We start from the raw sequence: 15,986 nt of genomic DNA, 5'->3' as shown, positions 1-15,986 counted from the left end.
GCGCACCACCGCAGCCAAGTAACCTTGGCGCATGGCATCACACGCATTTGATCTTACGCTGCAGGACGCAGACCAAACCGCCCGCTTGGCCGTGACATTAGGGCGCGTGCTGACAGCGGGCGACGTTGTTTTATTGACCGGCGACGTCGGCGCCGGCAAAACGCATTTCGCCCGCGCATTGATCCAGTCCTTGCTCGACGTGCCCGAAGACGTTCCCTCGCCCACGTTCACGCTCGTGCAGACCTATGACACCCGAGATGCCGCGATCTGGCATGCGGATCTGTATCGGCTGACCTCTGTCTACGAGATCGAAGAGCTGGGGCTGACCGATGCGTTCAGCGATGCCATCTGCCTTGTGGAATGGCCCGACAGGCTGGGCGATCTGCGCCCCGAAGACGCGCTTGATCTGACATTGACGGTCACCGGCGACGACACGCGGCGGCTGTCTGCCACGTGGAACGACGATAAATGGCCCGAAAAGCTGGGGGCATGGCGCAAATGAACGACCGTAAGACCACGATCCAGAGCTTCCTTGCCGATGCTGGATGGGCGCAGGCGCGGCGTGATCTGCTCGCCGGCGACGCGTCGAACCGCCGGTATGACCGTTTGACAAAGACCGACGGCAGCACCGCTGTGCTGATGGACGCCCCCGCCGAAAAAGGCGAAGATGTGCGCCCCTTCATCCGCATTGCCAACTGGCTGCGCACACAAGGTGCCAGCGCGCCCGAGGTATATGCCGAAGATATCGATAACGGTTTGCTGCTGATCGAGGATCTGGGCGATGACCTGTTCGCACGGTTGATGATCCAGACGCCCGCGATGACACATACGCTGTATATTGCTGCGACAGATTGCCTGCTGCACCTGCACAAAGCACCGCCGCCCGATCTGCCGCTTTGCGATGCGGACTGGCTGACAGAGGCGGCGCAGATGGTGTTTGACTGGTATGCCCCCGACAGCCGTGCCGCGGCAGAGTTTAACGCCCTGTTCACCCCGCTGGCCCGCGCGCTCGACAATACTCCCCGCGTCAACATCTTACGCGACTACCACGCTGAAAACCTACTGTGGCTTCCCGAACGTTCCGGTTCTGCCCGCGTCGGGCTGCTGGATTTTCAAGACGCACTGCAAGGCCATCCCGCCTATGATCTGGTGTCGATCCTGCAAGACGCGCGGCGCGATGTGGCCCCGCAGATCGAAGCGGCAATGATCGCGCATTATATCCAGTACAGCGGGCAAAACGACGCCGCCTTCCGCAGCGCCTATGCGCTGCTCGGGCTGCAACGAAACCTGCGGATTCTGGGAATATTTGCACGGCTATGCCTGCGCGATGGCAAGGCGCATTATGTCGACTTTATCCCTCGTGTTTGGGGTTATGTGCAGCGCAACCTTGATAATCCGGCGCTTGAACCGCTGGCCGAGGTGCTGCATGCCGCGCTTCCCGTGCCGTCCCCCGATTTTCTAGAGGATTTAAAAGCCAGATGCGCAACGCCCCCAAAGCCGTAATGATGTTTGCCGCCGGATTTGGTACGCGGATGCAGCATCTGACCAAAGACCAGCCCAAGCCGATGATCCCCGTCGCGGGGCGCCCCCTGATCGACCATGCGTTAGATCTGGCGCGCGGTATCGCGCCGGAACGCATTATCGTAAACCTGCATTATAAGCCTCAGGCATTGCTGGATCATCTGGCAGGGCGCGACGTGCAGACGATTGTGGAACAGCCCGATATTCTGGAAACCGGCGGCGGGCTGCGCAATGCGCTGCCACTGCTGGGCAACGGGCCCGTCTTTACCATGAACACCGATGCGATCTGGGCCGGCCCCAACCCACTGTCCCTGCTGGCGGATGCATGGGACCCTGCGAAGATGGACGCACTTCTGATGGGTGTGCCCGTGGCGCAAGCTGTGGGTCACGCCGGTAACGGCGACTTTACGATGGATGCCGACGGTCAGCTGAAACGCGGGCCGGGTGTCGTCTATGGCGGAGTGCAGATCATCAAAACCGACCTGATAGAGACGATTTCAGAGCGTGCCTTCTCGCTTAACCTCTTGTGGGACGTGATGCTAGACTGTGGGCGGATGTACGGGTTGGCATACCCCGGGCGCTGGTGCGATGTTGGCCATCCCGGCGGGATTACCCTTGCCGAAGACATGTTGGATGCCGCCGATGTTTGAACCGCAGGACGAACCGCGTGTTTTCGGGCTGGCCCCCGGCGTCGACTTTCCCAAGGAACTGGTGCGTGGTTTGCTTTCCCGGCTGGAAGGGCAGCCGGCCCATGCCATCGGGCGGATCGATCTGGTGGTGAACACCCGCCGGATGCAACGCCGCCTGCGCGACATTTTTGACGCGGGCCCGCCCAGCCTGCTGCCGCGCATCCATCTGATCGATAACCTTGATACCCTTGGCAGCGGCGTTGACCTGCCGCGCCCCGGTCCGGCTCTCCGCCGCAGGTTAGAGCTGATTACGCTGGTGTCGAAACTACTGGATCAAGCACCCGAGCTGGCCCCGCGAGCGTCGCTTTATGACCTCTCGGACAGTTTGGCGCAGTTGATCGATGAAATGCAGGGCGAAGGCGTGCCGGTCGAGGCCGTGACCGAGTTGGATGTCAGCGACCAGTCTGGTCATTGGGAACGCGCGAAACAATTTCTCGCCATCGCGCACCACTATCTGGGCGAAAGCGTTACCCGTCCTGATCCGCGCGCACGCCAAAGGCAAGTCGCGTTAAGACTGATTGCGGACTGGCAAGAAAACCCGCCCCAGCATCCGGTAATTGTCGCCGGCTCGACCGGATCACGGGGGACCTCGGCCCTGTTAATGGAGGCGGTGGCAAAGCTGCCGCAAGGCGCGCTTGTGCTGCCGGGTTTCTGTTTCGACATGCCGCAAGCGGTCTGGACCGATCTGGGCGAGGATCAGGAAAAGATCGCGCAGGATCATCCACAATACCGCTTCCGCGACCTGCTGCGCCAGCTTGAAATGTCGCGCAGCAAGATCGAGGCCTGGACCGACACGCCGCCGCCCTCTGCCGCGCGGAACGCTTTGGTGTCGCTGTCGTTGCGCCCTGCCCCAGTGACCCACGTCTGGCTGACCGAAGGGCCGAAGCTGCCCGATTTGCATCAGGCCACCGCAGGGTTAACCCTGATACAAGCCCCCACCCCGCGCGCCGAAGCGCTTGCCATTGCCCTGCGTCTGCGACAAGCGGTCGAGGACGGTAAAACCGCCGCGCTGATCACCCCCGACCGGATGCTGTCGCGGCAGGTGACATCGGCGTTGGACCGCTGGAATATCCTGCCCGACGACAGCGCGGGCCTGCCGCTGCACCTGTCGCCTCCGGGTCGTTTCTTGCGTCACGTGGGCGATCTGTTCCTGCGTAAGCTCGATTCAGAGGCGTTGTTAACCCTGCTGAAGCACCCGCTGACCCATAGTGGCGGGGATCGCAATATTCACCAGCTCAACACCCAGCGGCTTGAACTGCAACTGCGCCGCGACGGGCTGCCCTATCCGGATGCGGAAGGCGTGTTGAAACTGGCACGCAAGACGGTGTCGCGGTCGAAAGACCCCGCGCAGATGGATGTCTGGGCCGATTGGGTCGGCACCCATCTGACCGATTGCGAACTGACTGGCGACCGGCCGCTGGAAGATTGGGTCGCCCTGCATATGGCGCTGGCCGATGCCATCGCCGACGGTGCCGCGCCAAGCCAGCCCAACGGGTTGTGGCAGCACCACGCCGGCGAAGAGGCAGCAAAGGTGATGAACGACCTTGCCGAAAATGCGCCCTATGGCGGCGAAATGTCGGCGTCGGACTACACTGATCTGGTCGGTGCGCTTCTGCAACAAGGCGAAATCCGCGACCGCGACGCGCCGCATCCAAACGTCATGATCTGGGGCACACTAGAGGCCCGCGTGCAGGGCGCCGATCTGGTGATCCTTGGCGGGCTCAACGACAGCGTCTGGCCCGAAGCGCCGCCGCCGGACCCTTGGCTGAACCGCCAGATGCGCCTGAAAGCCGGATTGCTGCTGCCAGAACGGCGGATCGGCCTGTCTGCGCATGACTATCAACAATCCATCGCCGCGCCCGAGGTCTGTTTGACCCGCGCGATCCGGTCGGACGAGGCGGAAACCGTGCCTTCGCGTTGGCTCAACCGATTGGGCAACCTGCTGAACGGCTTGCCCGCACAGGGCGGTGATGCGGCGTGGAAAGCGATGATCAAACGCGGCAATCACTGGCTGGATCAGGCGCGCGCGCTGGAAACCGTGACCCGTGTGGCCCCCGCGCCGCGCCCGTCCCCGCGCCCGCCCCGTGCCGCGCGCCCCCATGCGCTGTCGGTGACAGAGATCAAACGCCTGATCCGCGACCCCTATGCGATCTACGCCAAACACTGCCTGAAACTGCGTGCATTGAACCCGCTGGTGCAGTCGCCCGATGCGCCTGTGCGCGGCATCATTGTGCACGAGATCATGGAACGGTTCATTAAGTCGGTGACAGCGGACCCGGCGCTTTTGACGAAAAGCCATCTGTTAGAGACTGCCAAAACCGTGTTAGAGACCGAAGCCCCCTGGCCCGCCGCCCGTGTCATGTGGCTGACCAAGATCGAACGCATCGCCGATTGGTTCATCGAAAACGAGACGCAGCGACAAAGCTATTCCACCCCTGCCGCGTTTGAAAAAGCCGCGAAGGGCAGTCACGATTTCCCCGATCTGGGCTTTACCCTTACGGGCTTTGCCGACCGGATCGACCGGACGGAAGATGGCGACATTCTGATCTATGATTACAAGACCGGCACGCCGCCCAGTGTGGCCGAACAGAAGGCCTTTGATAAGCAATTGCTGCTAGAGGCCGCGATGGTCGAAGAAGGCGGCTTCAAGGAGATCGGCCCTGCCCCCGTCGCCCAAGCCGCCTATATCGGGTTGGGGAGCAAACCGGTGGAACGTCCTGCGCCTCTGGAAGACGAACCACCGGCAGAGGTTCTGGCCAAGCTGCACGCGCTGATCACTAGCTATCTGTCGGATGAACAGGGTTTTACCGCGCGCCGGATGGTTAAAACCACAGACTTTGAAGGCGATTATGATCAGTTGGCGCGATTTGGTGAATGGGATGCCACGACCGAACCCACGCCGGAGGATCTGACATGACCGCCCCCTTTGACGACGCCACCCGCGCCCAGATCGACGCGGCGCGGCCCGATGCCTCTACGTGGTTGGGGGCGAATGCGGGGTCGGGCAAGACCCGCGTGCTGACCGACCGCGTGGCACGGCTGTTGCTGAACGGGGTTGAGCCGCAGCATATCCTGTGTCTGACCTATACCAAGGCCGCCGCCTCCGAGATGCAGAACCGGCTATTCAAACGGCTCGGTGCCTGGGCAATGCTGACCGACGCTGACCTGCGCCATTCGCTGTCTGAACTGGGCGTCGAAGACGGTTTTAGCCCTGAAAAGCTGCGCATGGCCCGCACGCTGTTTGCCCGCGCGATCGAAACCCCCGGCGGACTGAAAATTCAGACCATCCACTCTTTTTGTGCGTCTCTATTACGGCGCTTTCCGCTAGAGGCAGGGGTGAGCCCCCAGTTCACCGAGATCGAAGACCGCGCCGCCGATCTGTTGCGGGCTGAGATTGTGGATACCATGGCCGAGGGCCACGATGCCGCCCTGATTACCACGCTGGCACGAATGTACACGGGCGAGGATTTCAGCAAGCTCACCCGCAGTATCGTCGGCCAACGCGAAGGGTTTACCGACGTATTGTCGTGGGAAGAGGTGCTGGCGCTGTTCGACCAACCCGCCGATCTGACTGAAGACAAGATCACGGGCTCGGTGTTCCTAGGGTCAGAGGCGATGATCCTTGAACAGATGATCCCGCCGATGCGGGCTAAGCGGGGGCTGGATGGAAAGGCTGCGGAAAAGCTGGCCACGATTCAGACGATGGACATCACCGCCCTGCCCGTTCTGGAAGACGTGATGCTGACCGGTGCGGGTGCCAAGGAACCCTTTACCGCCAAGGTCGGCACCCTGCCCACCAAACCGACCCAAAAGCTGCTGTTTGATCTGATGCCGCAGGTCGATGATCTGATGCGACGGGTCGAAGATGCCCGGGACGCGCGGCTGGCACTGCGGGCTGCGCAGAAGACCCATGTGCTGCACCAATTTGCGCAGCGGTTCCTCGAGATTTATGCCCGCGAGAAACAAAAACGCGGCTGGCTGGATTTTGATGATCTGATCCTCAAGGCACGGGCGTTGCTGACCAATCCGGCGGTTGCGGCATGGGTGCTTTACCGGATCGACGGTGGCATTGATCATATTCTGGTAGATGAAGCGCAGGACACCAGCCCGCGCCAATGGGATGTAATCGAACGGCTGGCCGATGAGTTCTATAGCGGCGATGGTGCCCGCGAAGAAGAAGACCGCACGCTGTTTGTCGTCGGTGATAAAAAGCAGTCGATCTATTCCTTTCAGGGCGCCGACCCGCGTGAATTCGACCACAAACAGGACCTGTTCGAGCAAAAAATCACTCAAGCCGGCCAGACTTTCCAGCGGCGCAGCCTTGAGTATTCGTTCCGATCGTCCTCGGCGATCCTGCAACTGGTGGATACGACGCTGGCCCCCCATACGGATGCAGGGTTTCAGGCCGATGCGGCGCATAAGGCGTTCAAATCCGCCCTGCCCGGCCGTGTTGATCTTTGGCCCGTGGTCGAGAAAACCGACGAGCCCGATGACCGTGAATGGTCTGATCCAGTGGATCAAAAGTCTGCGCATCACCATACGGTCGTTCTGGCCGATCAGGTCGCGTCGCAGATTAAGGAACTGACCGAGGGCGAACATTACCTTCCCGTCGATACCGACACCCCCGGTGTCTTTGTCCGACGACGCATCCGTGCGGGCGATTTCCTGATCCTTGTGCAGCGGCGCAGCGATCTGTTTTCAGAAATCATTCGCGCCTGCAAGACCGCCGGTGTCCCTATTGCGGGCGCTGACCGGTTGAAGGTCGGGGCCGAACTGGCGGTCAAGGATCTGGCGGCGCTGCTGTCGTTTCTTGCCACGCCCGAAGATAGCCTGTCGCTGGCGACGGCGCTGAAATCGCCTCTGTTTGGCTGGACAGAGCAGATGTTGTTCACCCTGTCCCACTACCGCAAGGAAGATCACCTGTGGCAGGCGTTGCGCAGCAGCGACGCATATCCTGAAACCGTCGCGATCTTGCGGGATTTGCGGGCGCAGGTCGATTTCCTGCGGCCCTATGACCTGATTGAACGCATCCTCACCCGCCACGACGGGCGCCGCAAGCTGCTGGCGCGGCTGGGATCAGAGGCGGAAGACGGGATCAACGCCATGCTCTCGCAGGCGCTGTCGTATGAACGCGGCGCGATCCCGAGCCTCACGGGTTTTCTGGTGTGGATGCAGACCGACGACCTCGAGATCAAGCGCCAGATTGATAACGCGTCAGATCAGGTGCGCGTGATGACCGTGCACGGGGCCAAGGGGCTTGAGGCGCCGATTGTAATCCTGCCGGACACGGGCAAGCGCCCTTTGGTGATCCGCGACGAGATCATCAAAATCGACGACACGCCTGTGTGGAAACTGTCCGAAGGTGACATGCCGGCCGCGATGCGCGGTGCGCTGGACGACCGCAAAGCGCGCGAAATGGCGGAACGGCTGCGGCTGCTTTACGTGGCGATGACGCGCGCCGAAAAATGGCTGATCGTCGCCGCAGCAGGTGATCTGCCCAAAGATGGCAATAGCTGGTATCAGATGGTCGGCGCTGCCATGGGTCAGGCCGGTGCAAAACCGGTAGGCAGCTCGGGCGGAATGCGCTTTGAACATGGCGACTGGGATGCGCTGCCGGTGGTTGATACTGCATCAAAAACCGACATTAATCCTGTATTAGAGCCTATTTTCAGGACGCCCCTCACCAATATCCCCGAACGCGCCAAGACGCTGGCCCCTTCAGACCTGGGTGGTGCCAAAGCCCTTCCCGGTGACGATGGCCAGTCAGAGGCAGAGGCGAAGTCATACGGCAATCTGGTCCATAAGATGCTGGAAACACTGCCGATGATGCAAAGCGACCGGTGGAACGGCGTGCTGCAAACCTTGGCGCAAGGGTATGATGATGTGACAGCTCAGGCTGCCTTGAAAGAGGCGATTGCCGTCTTGGATACGCCCGCCATTGCGCATGTCTTTGGCAAGGATGCATTAGCCGAGGTGCCGATTACCGCGCCGTTGGGCAGCGCGCGCCTGCATGGCACAATCGACCGGCTGCTCGTATCCGATACGGATGTGTTGCTGGTGGATTACAAAACCAACCGCGTGGTGCCAGACACGCCGGATCGCTGTCCCGAAGGGATTTTGCGCCAGATGGGGGCCTATGCCGCAGCACTGGCGCAGGTGTTTCCCGACCACCGTATTCGCACTGCTATTTTATGGACGCGTACTGCTGCACTGATGGAACTGCCCGATGCACTGATCACAAACGCCCTATCGCGGGTGCGTGATCTTGACGGGACGCATGGGGCTACATAGGTTCCCACTCTAACCAACCCCCGTGCAGGAGCAGCAAAATGGCAACCGTCGCAGTCACAGACGCAACATTCGACGCAGAAGTTAAGAATTCCGATATCCCCGTCGTGGTGGATTTCTGGGCTGAATGGTGCGGCCCCTGTAAGCAAATCGGCCCCGCGCTGGAGGAACTCTCCGCCGAGATGGATGGCAAGGTAAAGATCGTCAAAGTCAACGTTGACGAAAACCCCAACAGCCCCGCCCAAATGGGTGTGCGCGGTATCCCTGCCCTGTTCATTTTCAAGAACGGCGAAGTCGTATCAAACCTGGCCGGCGCCCGCCCCAAGGCGGCACTGCAAGGCTGGATCGAAGAGTCGATCTAAGCTGCCACACCTGCAGCAAGCACATTATTTGGCGCGTCAGGCAAAAGCTTGGCGCGCTATTTTTTTGATCCGCTCGAACCGCATCACATTGGCGAGCGAGGCATGTTCCTGAATGCGGTTCCAGTCGGTTAAAATTTGCACCCGCGTTAGAAATTGCACCGTGGGATCATCGGGCGGCACAAGGGTGTATCCTTGGAAAAATGCCTCCCATGCGGCGGGGGGTACGGCGTATCCCTTGGGCAATGCGTCAAGGTCACCTGCCATCTGGGTATAGCTTTGCAGCAATCGCGCGATGTCATATCCCACAGGCGATGGTGTGGTCGCTGAAAAGTCGAACGCAGCAGTTTCATCCACTGACATCACCAGATTAAGCCCGTTAAGATCACCATGTTTGGCCGCGATGCTGCCCGCGTGCCCTTGGGCTTGCGGTGCATAATCGGCAATACGGTCCACATAAGCTGCAAAGCGCTGCTTGCCATTGATGCGACGCTGGCCACTTTCGACACGCGCCACCAACCGCTGCAGGTGATTGACCATAAAGTGCGGCTGGAACGGGCGTGTGCCCTGCACCGTGGCCCCGTGAAACGCCGCCAGCCAGCCACCCGCACGGCGCAGCAAGGGCGCGTGATCGTCTGTCTGGCGACACAGGTCCAGAAACGTGTCGCCCTTGGCAAAACGCATCAGATAGGCCTGCGCCTCGCTATCCGCCGCTAATATCTGCGGCACCGTATAGGCGGGTATCGCGTCCAGCGCGTCACAGGCCGCCTGATGCGCCCCCAGCATCGCGGTGAACCCGTCGGTATCCGCAGGGCGTGCCACGTATTTTAATACAACTGCAGCACTATCGCGCCCGTCATACCGCTGCACGATCTGGCGTTGGTTCTGATCGTGCTTGATCCACTCCGCGCCACAAACATAGGTTTCTGCCGCAAGACCTGCCTTTGCGGCCAATCTGCCAAACATTTGAAAAGCCTCGACTTTAAGGTCGTCTACCGGTGGCATTCAAATCCTTTCCGGACAATAGCCTTGCGAAACAGCGGCGGGGTTTTCATATAGGTTTGAACTATGGAGGCTACATGTCAAAGCAAGAATTCCCCGGCTGGCACGGGACCACCATCATCGGTGTGAAGAAAGACGGCGAAGTCGTGATCGCGGGCGACGGTCAGGTTAGCCTTGGCCAGACCGTGATCAAAGGAACCGCGCGCAAGGTGCGCCGTCTCAGCCCCGGCGGGTTTGACGTTGTGGCGGGCTTTGCCGGATCGACCGCTGATGCTTTCACGCTGCTGGAACGGCTTGAAGCCAAGCTGGAAGCCACGCCGGGGCAGTTGGCCCTGGCCAGTGTCGAGCTTGCCAAGGACTGGCGCACCGACAAATACTTGCAAAAGCTCGAAGCGATGCTGATCGTGTCAGACGGGCGTGAACTGCTGGTGATCACTGGCGCGGGTGACGTGCTGGAGCCTGAACATTCTGTCGCGGCCATCGGATCGGGCGGGAATTATGCACTGGCCGCCGCGCGCGGCATGATGGACAGCGACCGCGACGCCGAAACCGTCGCACGCGACGCGATGAAGATCGCGTCTGACATCTGTGTTTATACCAATGGCAACCTCACGGTGGAGAAAATCTCACAATGACCGATCTTACCCCCCGCGAAATCGTATCCGAACTTGATCGTTTTATCATCGGCCAGAACGACGCCAAACGCGCCGTGGCCGTGGCCCTGCGCAACCGCTGGCGCCGCAAGCAGTTGGGCGATGATCTGCGCGACGAAGTATACCCCAAAAACATCCTGATGATCGGGCCTACCGGCGTCGGTAAAACCGAAATCAGCCGCCGCTTGGCAAAACTGGCGCGCGCGCCGTTCCTCAAGGTGGAAGCTACAAAGTTCACCGAAGTCGGCTATGTCGGGCGCGATGTCGAACAGATCATTCGCGATCTGATCGATAGTGCCATTGTGATGACCCGCGAACACATGCGCGAAGACGTAAAGGTCAGCGCCCATAAGGCCGCCGAAGAACGCGTGGTGGACGCGATTGCTGGCAAAGATGCCCGCGAAGGCACCCGTGACATGTTCCGCAAAAAGCTGAAAGCGGGCGAGCTGGACGACACGATGATCGAACTTGAAGTCGCCGACACCTCTAGCCCGTTTCCCACCATGGATATCCCCGGGCAACCCGGCGGTGGCATGGGGATGATGAACATTGGCGACCTGTTTGGCAAAGCCATGGGCGGTCGGACGGTCAAGAAGCGTCTTTCGGTGTCCGAAAGTTACGAGGTGCTGATCAGCGAAGAGGCCGACAAGCTGCTGGATGACGAAACCGTCAACCGCGCGGCAATCGAGTCTGTGGAGCAGAACGGCATCGTGTTTCTGGACGAGATCGACAAGGTGTGCGCCCGCTCTGATGCGCGTGGCGGCGATGTCAGCCGTGAAGGCGTGCAGCGCGACCTGCTGCCCCTGATCGAAGGCACTACCGTATCGACCAAACACGGGCCGGTGAAAACGGATCATATCCTGTTTATCGCCTCGGGTGCCTTCCACATTGCCAAACCGTCGGATCTGTTGCCCGAACTACAGGGTCGTTTGCCGATCCGAGTTGAACTGCGTGCGCTGACGGAAGATGATTTCGTTCGCATCCTGACCGAAACCGATAACGCGCTGACGCTGCAATATACCGCGCTGATGGGCACCGAAGAAGTCGAGGTCACGTTCACCGACGAAGGCATCAAGGCACTGGCCAAGATTGCGGCCGATGTGAACCAGTCCATCGAAAACATCGGGGCACGGCGCCTGTACACCGTGATGGAGCGCGTCTTTGAAGAGCTGTCGTTCAGCGCACCGGATCGCACCGGCGAAAAGATCACCGTCGACGGCGACTTCGTCGAAAAGAATCTGGGCGAGCTGACGCGATCCACCGATCTGTCGCGCTACGTTCTTTAGGGCTTTTCAATATGCCATGCGCCTGAGAAGGATGGCGCATGGCATACTTCAGATTTATCCGCGCCAATTGGGTGTTCTTGTTGGCGGGTTTCCTACTGACATTCACGTCGGCCTATGGGCAAACCTATTTCATCTCGCTTTTCGCAGGCGAGATTAAGGGCAGCTTTGGCCTGTCTGACGGTCAATGGGGCGGGATCTATACCATCGGCACGACGCTCTCGGAGATCACGATGGTCTGGGCCGGTGTGCTTACTGACAGGTTTCGGGTACGCCGTTTGTCGTTCTGGGTGATGGTCGCGTTGGCGGGGGCCTGTCTGGCGATGGCTGCCGTGCCGAACTGGATCGCGCTGATCTTTGTCATCTATGCGCTGCGGTTGTCGGGTCAGGGGATGATGTCCCAGCTGAGTGCCGTTGCCATGGTCCGCTGGTTCGAGGCCGCACGCGGCAAGGCCTTGTCCCTGTCGTCAATGGGGTTTGCAGCGGGTCAGGCGATCTTGCCCGTTGTGTTCGTCGCCCTTTTTGCCAGTTTCCACTGGCGCAGCCTCTGGGTGCTGGCAGCTGTACTGGTGGTGATCACCATGCCTGTCATGCTGCTATTGCTGCAGCAAGAACGCACACCGCAATCCATGGCGCAAAGCACGCAATCGGCGGGGATGGACGGCCAACACTGGACACGGATGCAGATGTTCCAGCACGGGCTGTTCTGGCTGATGATCCCCTTAGTCATCGGGCCTGCCGCGTGGGGCACGGCGCTGTTCTTTCAGCAAGTCCACCTGACAGAGGTGAAAGGCTGGACACTGGTCAGCTTTGTCGCGCTGATGCCGCTTTATACAGTGACATCAGTGATCGCCACCTTTGTGTCGGGCTGGGCCATTGACCGGTTCGGCGTGACGCGGGTGACACCTGTGCAGATGCTGCCTTTTGCCGTGTCATTCGCGGTTCTGGCCTTTGCCGATACCATCGCAATGGCGGGTGTGGGGTTGATGATCTTTGGCGTGGGGCAGGGCATGCAGGCGACTGCGACCTCTGTGTTCTGGGCCGAATTTTATGGCACACGCTATATCGGGTCGATCAAGGCCGTGGGGGCCGCGCTGATGGTCTTTGGATCGGCCATTGGGCCGGGCGTGACGGGGCTTTTCATTGATCTGGGCGTTGATTTTCCACAGCAGATGATCCCGATCGCAATTTATTATGTCATCGCAGCGATCATGGCGACCGCCGGCGTACTGCTGTATCGCAAGCGGTTGGTAACCCCCTAGGGATCGTTACCGGTGGCGACGCAGGTAAACGTAGTAGGCGCCGCCGCCGCCGTGGCTAATGTGCGCCTGGCTGACCTGCAACACCGCAGACGAGAGCGGCGGCATCGACAGCCATTGCGGCACCTGATGGCGCAGCACGCCGTGGCGCACGGGGATCGGGCCGCCTTCGTCGCGCATCTTGCCCTTGCCGGTGATCACCAACACAAGGCGCCGCCCCTTAGCGTGAGACCCGAGGATGAATTTGGTCAGGGCAGGATGGGCGCGGTCCAGCGTCATGCCGTGCAGGTCGATCCGCCCTTCGGGGCGCATCTTGCCGCGCTTGAGCTTGCCGAAGGCTTTTGAATCCATCTGAACCGGCGACTGGCGCATTTGTTCAGGCAACGAAGGCACCAGATCATGGGTGTTGCGCCGTGGTTTGGGATTGGGCTTGCCCAGCAGGACAGAGGTCGTCTTGCGGATCTGCGGCGGCGTCGGGGCAGGGCCCTTGAGAGCAGCGGCGCCGTCGATTTCGGCGCGGAATAGCTTGTCAACGTCGAGCTTCTCTGTCCGCTCTGCCACCTTTTTCCAAAGGGAAAGATCATCCTTGTTCAAGCGTTTTCGGGTCATAGCAGCGGCTCCGGCAGAAGGGCGTAAGCCCGCTGGATCGGCATCAGGACCATCATCCGGCCAGGGTCGCGCAGCTTTCCGGCCGCACGGCCTGCCTCGTCACCAGTGCCAAAGAACACATCCGCCCGCTGCGCGCCCTTGATCGCCGACCCGGTATCTTGCGCGATCATCAAGCGGTGCATGGGTTCCTTCCCCTGTTTTTCGATCCAGACAGGCGCCCCGAGAGGTACAAATTTGGGGTCAACGGCGATGGTGCGCAGGGTTGTCACGGACCGGTTCATCGCGCCAAGCGGCCCTTGGTCGGCAGGTACCTGACTGACCTCGCGGAAAAACACATAGGACGGATTGTGGTACAGCAGTTCGCGCCCGTCTTCGGGGTTCCGGCGGACCCAATTCTTGATCACCTCGGCGCTGACCTGATGCGGATCATAGACACCACGGCGTACCAGTTCGACGCCGATCGACCGGTACGGGTGGCCGTTCGCACCACGATAGCCCACACGCCGATAGCTGCCGTCGGGCAATTTGATCCGGCCAGACCCTTGAATTTGAAGAAAGAAAAGTTCGACCGGGTCGTCGACATAGGCGATTTCAAGGCCGCGCCCCTTCATCACATCGGTGTCCAGAATATCGCGGCGCGGCAGCCATGGGTTATTCTCTTTTGCCTCTGGCGGCATGGCATATACCGGATAGCGATAGCGGTCAGACGGGTAGAGATCACCATCAAGTTCGGGTTCGAAATAGCCGGTGAACATCGCCTCGGCACCGTCTTCGATCAACACGGGCCGGAACAGCAGTTCAAAGAACTGGCGCGGGTCGGGATCGGACTTGGCATAGGCACAGATGTTGCGCCAATCCACGCTCTTCATATCGCCGCAGGTGTTTACAAAGGTGCGCAACGCTGCGGCATGGTCGTCGGTTTGCCAGCCGTCAAGCTGGTCAAACGACAGGATGCTATAGGACACATCGGTCGCAGAAGCGGGCGGTGCCATCAGGCCCGCCCACAGAAATGCACCCGCACAGGCACTTTTTAACCGTCTGTAGAAACAAGCAGCCAATTTGGATCATCCGAGCCCATGACACGGGCAAACACCCAAGTGTCTTTTTGACGATTGACCTCTGTCGTGCTGCCTTCGACGACTTCACCGTCTCTGTCTTTCACGACCGACGTCAGCTCGGCCACGAAACGGATCGTCAGCTCCGCCTCGTTGGTGGTTTTGTCCATCGTGGCGCTCTCAAGCTCCATCTCGCGGATGCCGATAAAGTGGCTTTCCACGGTCAGGCCTTGATCTTCGCGTGCAGCGACGCCTTCGACAAAGCTTTCGTAGATCTCTTCCGACAGGAAGGGTTTGATGTCGTCGAGGTTGCCATGCTCGTAGCCCATCACGATCATCTCATAGGCGCCGCGGGCGCCGCCCAGAAAATCGCTGACGCCAAAGGACGGCTCGACGCGTTTCATCTCTGCCAGTGCGAGCGCGGTGTCGGACCCTTCGGGCGCGTGATCGGTAATATCCAGATCAGGGCCACCTTCGATGACTTCGAACGCGGGGCCGCTGGGGCGTTCGGGTTTCTCGCTGACCTCGGCCGGCTTTTCAAAACCGGTGCGTGTGCCAAGCACATTCTTGAGCCGCAGGATCAGGAACACGGCAATAGCGGCCAGTACCAGAAGCTGTATCATGGGCGAATTCATAGGTACCTCGTGCTAAGAAACATGGAAACGTCGGTCTAGTGCCCCTATGTAGGGTGTGAACAGGGCCAAGTCCACTCTGGCCCATAGGAAAGGACGCCTGCCATGTGGCTGTTTTTAGCTTTTATTGCCGTACCGCTGATAGAAATAACGTTGTTCATTCAAGTGGGTGGGGCGATTGGCCTCGGCTGGACCTTGGCGATTGTTGTGACGACTGCAATCATCGGGACGTATTTGATGCGTGCACAGGGGGCCCTGGCGCTTGGACAGATTAAATCCTCCCTGTCCGAAGTCCGCGACCCGACCGAACCGCTGGTGCATGGCGCGATGATCCTGTTTGCTGGCGCCCTGCTGCTGACACCGGGTTTTTTCACTGATGCTATCGGCTTTGCCCTTTTGGTCCCAGGCGTGCGCACAGCAGCCTTCAAAGCGGTCCGGAGCAAGGTTAAGGTTTCTGGCGTTCAAATGGGCGGCACCACAGGGCCACGGCGCCCGCAGCCCCATCGTCCGATGCAGGGCGATGTGATTGACGGAGAATATCACGAGCTGTCAGAGCAGGACCGCGGGCCCAAGCGCCCGTCGGGTTGGACGGACCATTAAGGCGGGCCATTGAGCGCGACCAAGCGATCTGATAAC

14 protein-coding genes are annotated in these 15,986 nt (G+C 60.2%); 10 read left to right on the top strand and 4 right to left on the bottom strand.

The annotated features are described in order from the left end of the window. The first annotated feature begins 31 nt into the window (after nucleotides 1–31). The 6 genes from tsaE to trxA are packed head-to-tail and all read left to right on the top strand — an operon-like array spanning nucleotide 32 to nucleotide 8,860. Entirely contained in the window at nucleotides 32–502 is a 471-nt protein-coding gene (tsaE, locus tag BLQ98_RS07930) for a tRNA (adenosine(37)-N6)-threonylcarbamoyltransferase complex ATPase subunit type 1 TsaE (protein ID WP_093732806.1), read from the top strand. Continuing rightward, the gene (locus tag BLQ98_RS07925) at nucleotides 490–1,503 is read left to right on the top strand and encodes an aminoglycoside phosphotransferase family protein (RefSeq protein WP_093732805.1); all 1,014 of its coding nucleotides are present in this window, start codon (nucleotides 490–492) and stop codon (nucleotides 1,501–1,503) included. The genes tsaE and BLQ98_RS07925 overlap by 13 nt, the downstream gene beginning before the upstream one ends. Continuing rightward, nucleotides 1,479–2,171: a nucleotidyltransferase family protein gene (locus BLQ98_RS07920; protein WP_093732804.1), complete on the top strand. Its 693-nt coding sequence runs from the start codon at nucleotides 1,479–1,481 to the stop codon at nucleotides 2,169–2,171. The genes BLQ98_RS07925 and BLQ98_RS07920 overlap by 25 nt, the downstream gene beginning before the upstream one ends. Next, nucleotides 2,164–5,127, top strand: a complete 2,964-nt coding sequence (gene addB / locus BLQ98_RS07915) for a double-strand break repair protein AddB (protein ID WP_093732839.1) — start codon at nucleotides 2,164–2,166, stop codon at nucleotides 5,125–5,127. The genes BLQ98_RS07920 and addB overlap by 8 nt, the downstream gene beginning before the upstream one ends. Beyond that, complete coding sequence (gene addA, locus BLQ98_RS07910; RefSeq protein WP_093732803.1) at nucleotides 5,124–8,501, top strand: double-strand break repair helicase AddA; 3,378 nt, start codon at nucleotides 5,124–5,126, stop codon at nucleotides 8,499–8,501. The genes addB and addA overlap by 4 nt, the downstream gene beginning before the upstream one ends. 38 nt (nucleotides 8,502–8,539) lie before the next feature. Continuing rightward, nucleotides 8,540–8,860 (top strand): thioredoxin, encoded by a 321-nt coding sequence (trxA, locus tag BLQ98_RS07905; RefSeq protein WP_093732802.1) that lies wholly within the window; start codon nucleotides 8,540–8,542, stop codon nucleotides 8,858–8,860. Between the two features lie 36 nt (nucleotides 8,861–8,896). Here trxA and BLQ98_RS07900 read toward each other — a convergent pair whose 3' ends face one another. Then, nucleotides 8,897–9,823, bottom strand: coding sequence for a phosphotransferase (locus BLQ98_RS07900; protein ID WP_237272538.1), 927 nt, complete (start codon nucleotides 9,821–9,823; stop codon nucleotides 8,897–8,899). Between the two features lie 113 nt (nucleotides 9,824–9,936). Between BLQ98_RS07900 and hslV the strand changes: the two genes are divergently transcribed. Genes hslV through BLQ98_RS07885 form a run of 3 tightly spaced genes read left to right on the top strand, consistent with a single transcriptional unit; the run spans nucleotide 9,937 to nucleotide 13,057 of the window. After that, the gene (hslV, locus tag BLQ98_RS07895) at nucleotides 9,937–10,494 is read left to right on the top strand and encodes an ATP-dependent protease subunit HslV (protein ID WP_093732800.1); all 558 of its coding nucleotides are present in this window, start codon (nucleotides 9,937–9,939) and stop codon (nucleotides 10,492–10,494) included. Further along, the gene (gene hslU / locus BLQ98_RS07890) at nucleotides 10,491–11,798 is read left to right on the top strand and encodes an ATP-dependent protease ATPase subunit HslU (RefSeq protein ID WP_093732799.1); all 1,308 of its coding nucleotides are present in this window, start codon (nucleotides 10,491–10,493) and stop codon (nucleotides 11,796–11,798) included. The genes hslV and hslU overlap by 4 nt, the downstream gene beginning before the upstream one ends. Nucleotides 11,799–11,836: 38 nt before the next feature. Continuing rightward, the gene (locus BLQ98_RS07885) at nucleotides 11,837–13,057 is read left to right on the top strand and encodes an MFS transporter (RefSeq protein WP_093732798.1); all 1,221 of its coding nucleotides are present in this window, start codon (nucleotides 11,837–11,839) and stop codon (nucleotides 13,055–13,057) included. Between the two features lie 6 nt (nucleotides 13,058–13,063). Here the strand turns inward: BLQ98_RS07885 and BLQ98_RS07880 are convergent, their stop codons facing one another. From BLQ98_RS07880 to BLQ98_RS07870, 3 genes are read right to left on the bottom strand one after another with little or no spacing between them, the layout of a single operon-like run. Continuing rightward, nucleotides 13,064–13,663: a Smr/MutS family protein gene (locus tag BLQ98_RS07880; protein WP_093732797.1), complete on the bottom strand. Its 600-nt coding sequence runs from the start codon at nucleotides 13,661–13,663 to the stop codon at nucleotides 13,064–13,066. Further along, on the bottom strand, nucleotides 13,660–14,655 hold the full coding sequence (gene mltA, locus BLQ98_RS07875) for a murein transglycosylase A (RefSeq protein WP_093732796.1): 996 nt from the start codon (nucleotides 14,653–14,655) through the stop codon (nucleotides 13,660–13,662). The genes BLQ98_RS07880 and mltA overlap by 4 nt, the downstream gene beginning before the upstream one ends. Before the next feature lie 38 nt (nucleotides 14,656–14,693). Further along, nucleotides 14,694–15,353 carry a Tim44/TimA family putative adaptor protein gene (locus BLQ98_RS07870; RefSeq protein WP_093732795.1) on the bottom strand — a complete coding sequence of 220 codons (660 nt, stop codon included), beginning with the start codon at nucleotides 15,351–15,353 and terminating at the stop codon, nucleotides 14,694–14,696. Between the two features lie 102 nt (nucleotides 15,354–15,455). Between BLQ98_RS07870 and BLQ98_RS07865 the strand changes: the two genes are divergently transcribed. After that, a complete protein-coding gene (locus BLQ98_RS07865; protein ID WP_093732794.1) occupies nucleotides 15,456–15,950 on the top strand; it encodes an FxsA family protein in 495 nt (164 codons plus the stop codon). The last annotated feature ends 36 nt before the right edge of the window (nucleotides 15,951–15,986 follow it).

It is taken from the genome of Sulfitobacter litoralis, from assembly GCF_900103185.1.
GTDB lineage: Bacteria > Pseudomonadota > Alphaproteobacteria > Rhodobacterales > Rhodobacteraceae > Sulfitobacter > Sulfitobacter litoralis.
The sequence above is the reverse complement of the archived record's forward strand: the minus strand, read 5'-3'. Positions and strand labels throughout refer to the sequence as shown.

What these genes read in the sequence shown, in the direction of transcription:
- BLQ98_RS07900 (WP_237272538.1), bottom strand. Translation starts at nt 9,823, where the DNA reads ATGTTTGGCAGATTGGCCGCAAAGGCAGGTCTTGCGGCAGAAACCTAT.
- trxA (WP_093732802.1), top strand. Translation starts at nt 8,540, where the DNA reads ATGGCAACCGTCGCAGTCACAGACGCAACATTCGACGCAGAAGTTAAG.
- mltA (WP_093732796.1), bottom strand. Translation starts at nt 14,655, where the DNA reads ATGGCACCGCCCGCTTCTGCGACCGATGTGTCCTATAGCATCCTGTCG.
- hslU (WP_093732799.1), top strand. Translation starts at nt 10,491, where the DNA reads ATGACCGATCTTACCCCCCGCGAAATCGTATCCGAACTTGATCGTTTT.
- addA (WP_093732803.1), top strand. Translation starts at nt 5,124, where the DNA reads ATGACCGCCCCCTTTGACGACGCCACCCGCGCCCAGATCGACGCGGCG.
- BLQ98_RS07925 (WP_093732805.1), top strand. Translation starts at nt 490, where the DNA reads ATGGCGCAAATGAACGACCGTAAGACCACGATCCAGAGCTTCCTTGCC.
- hslV (WP_093732800.1), top strand. Translation starts at nt 9,937, where the DNA reads ATGTCAAAGCAAGAATTCCCCGGCTGGCACGGGACCACCATCATCGGT.
- tsaE (WP_093732806.1), top strand. Translation starts at nt 32, where the DNA reads ATGGCATCACACGCATTTGATCTTACGCTGCAGGACGCAGACCAAACC.
- BLQ98_RS07920 (WP_093732804.1), top strand. Translation starts at nt 1,479, where the DNA reads ATGCGCAACGCCCCCAAAGCCGTAATGATGTTTGCCGCCGGATTTGGT.
- addB (WP_093732839.1), top strand. Translation starts at nt 2,164, where the DNA reads ATGTTTGAACCGCAGGACGAACCGCGTGTTTTCGGGCTGGCCCCCGGC.
- BLQ98_RS07865 (WP_093732794.1), top strand. Translation starts at nt 15,456, where the DNA reads ATGTGGCTGTTTTTAGCTTTTATTGCCGTACCGCTGATAGAAATAACG.
- BLQ98_RS07880 (WP_093732797.1), bottom strand. Translation starts at nt 13,663, where the DNA reads ATGACCCGAAAACGCTTGAACAAGGATGATCTTTCCCTTTGGAAAAAG.
- BLQ98_RS07885 (WP_093732798.1), top strand. Translation starts at nt 11,837, where the DNA reads ATGGCATACTTCAGATTTATCCGCGCCAATTGGGTGTTCTTGTTGGCG.
- BLQ98_RS07870 (WP_093732795.1), bottom strand. Translation starts at nt 15,353, where the DNA reads ATGAATTCGCCCATGATACAGCTTCTGGTACTGGCCGCTATTGCCGTG.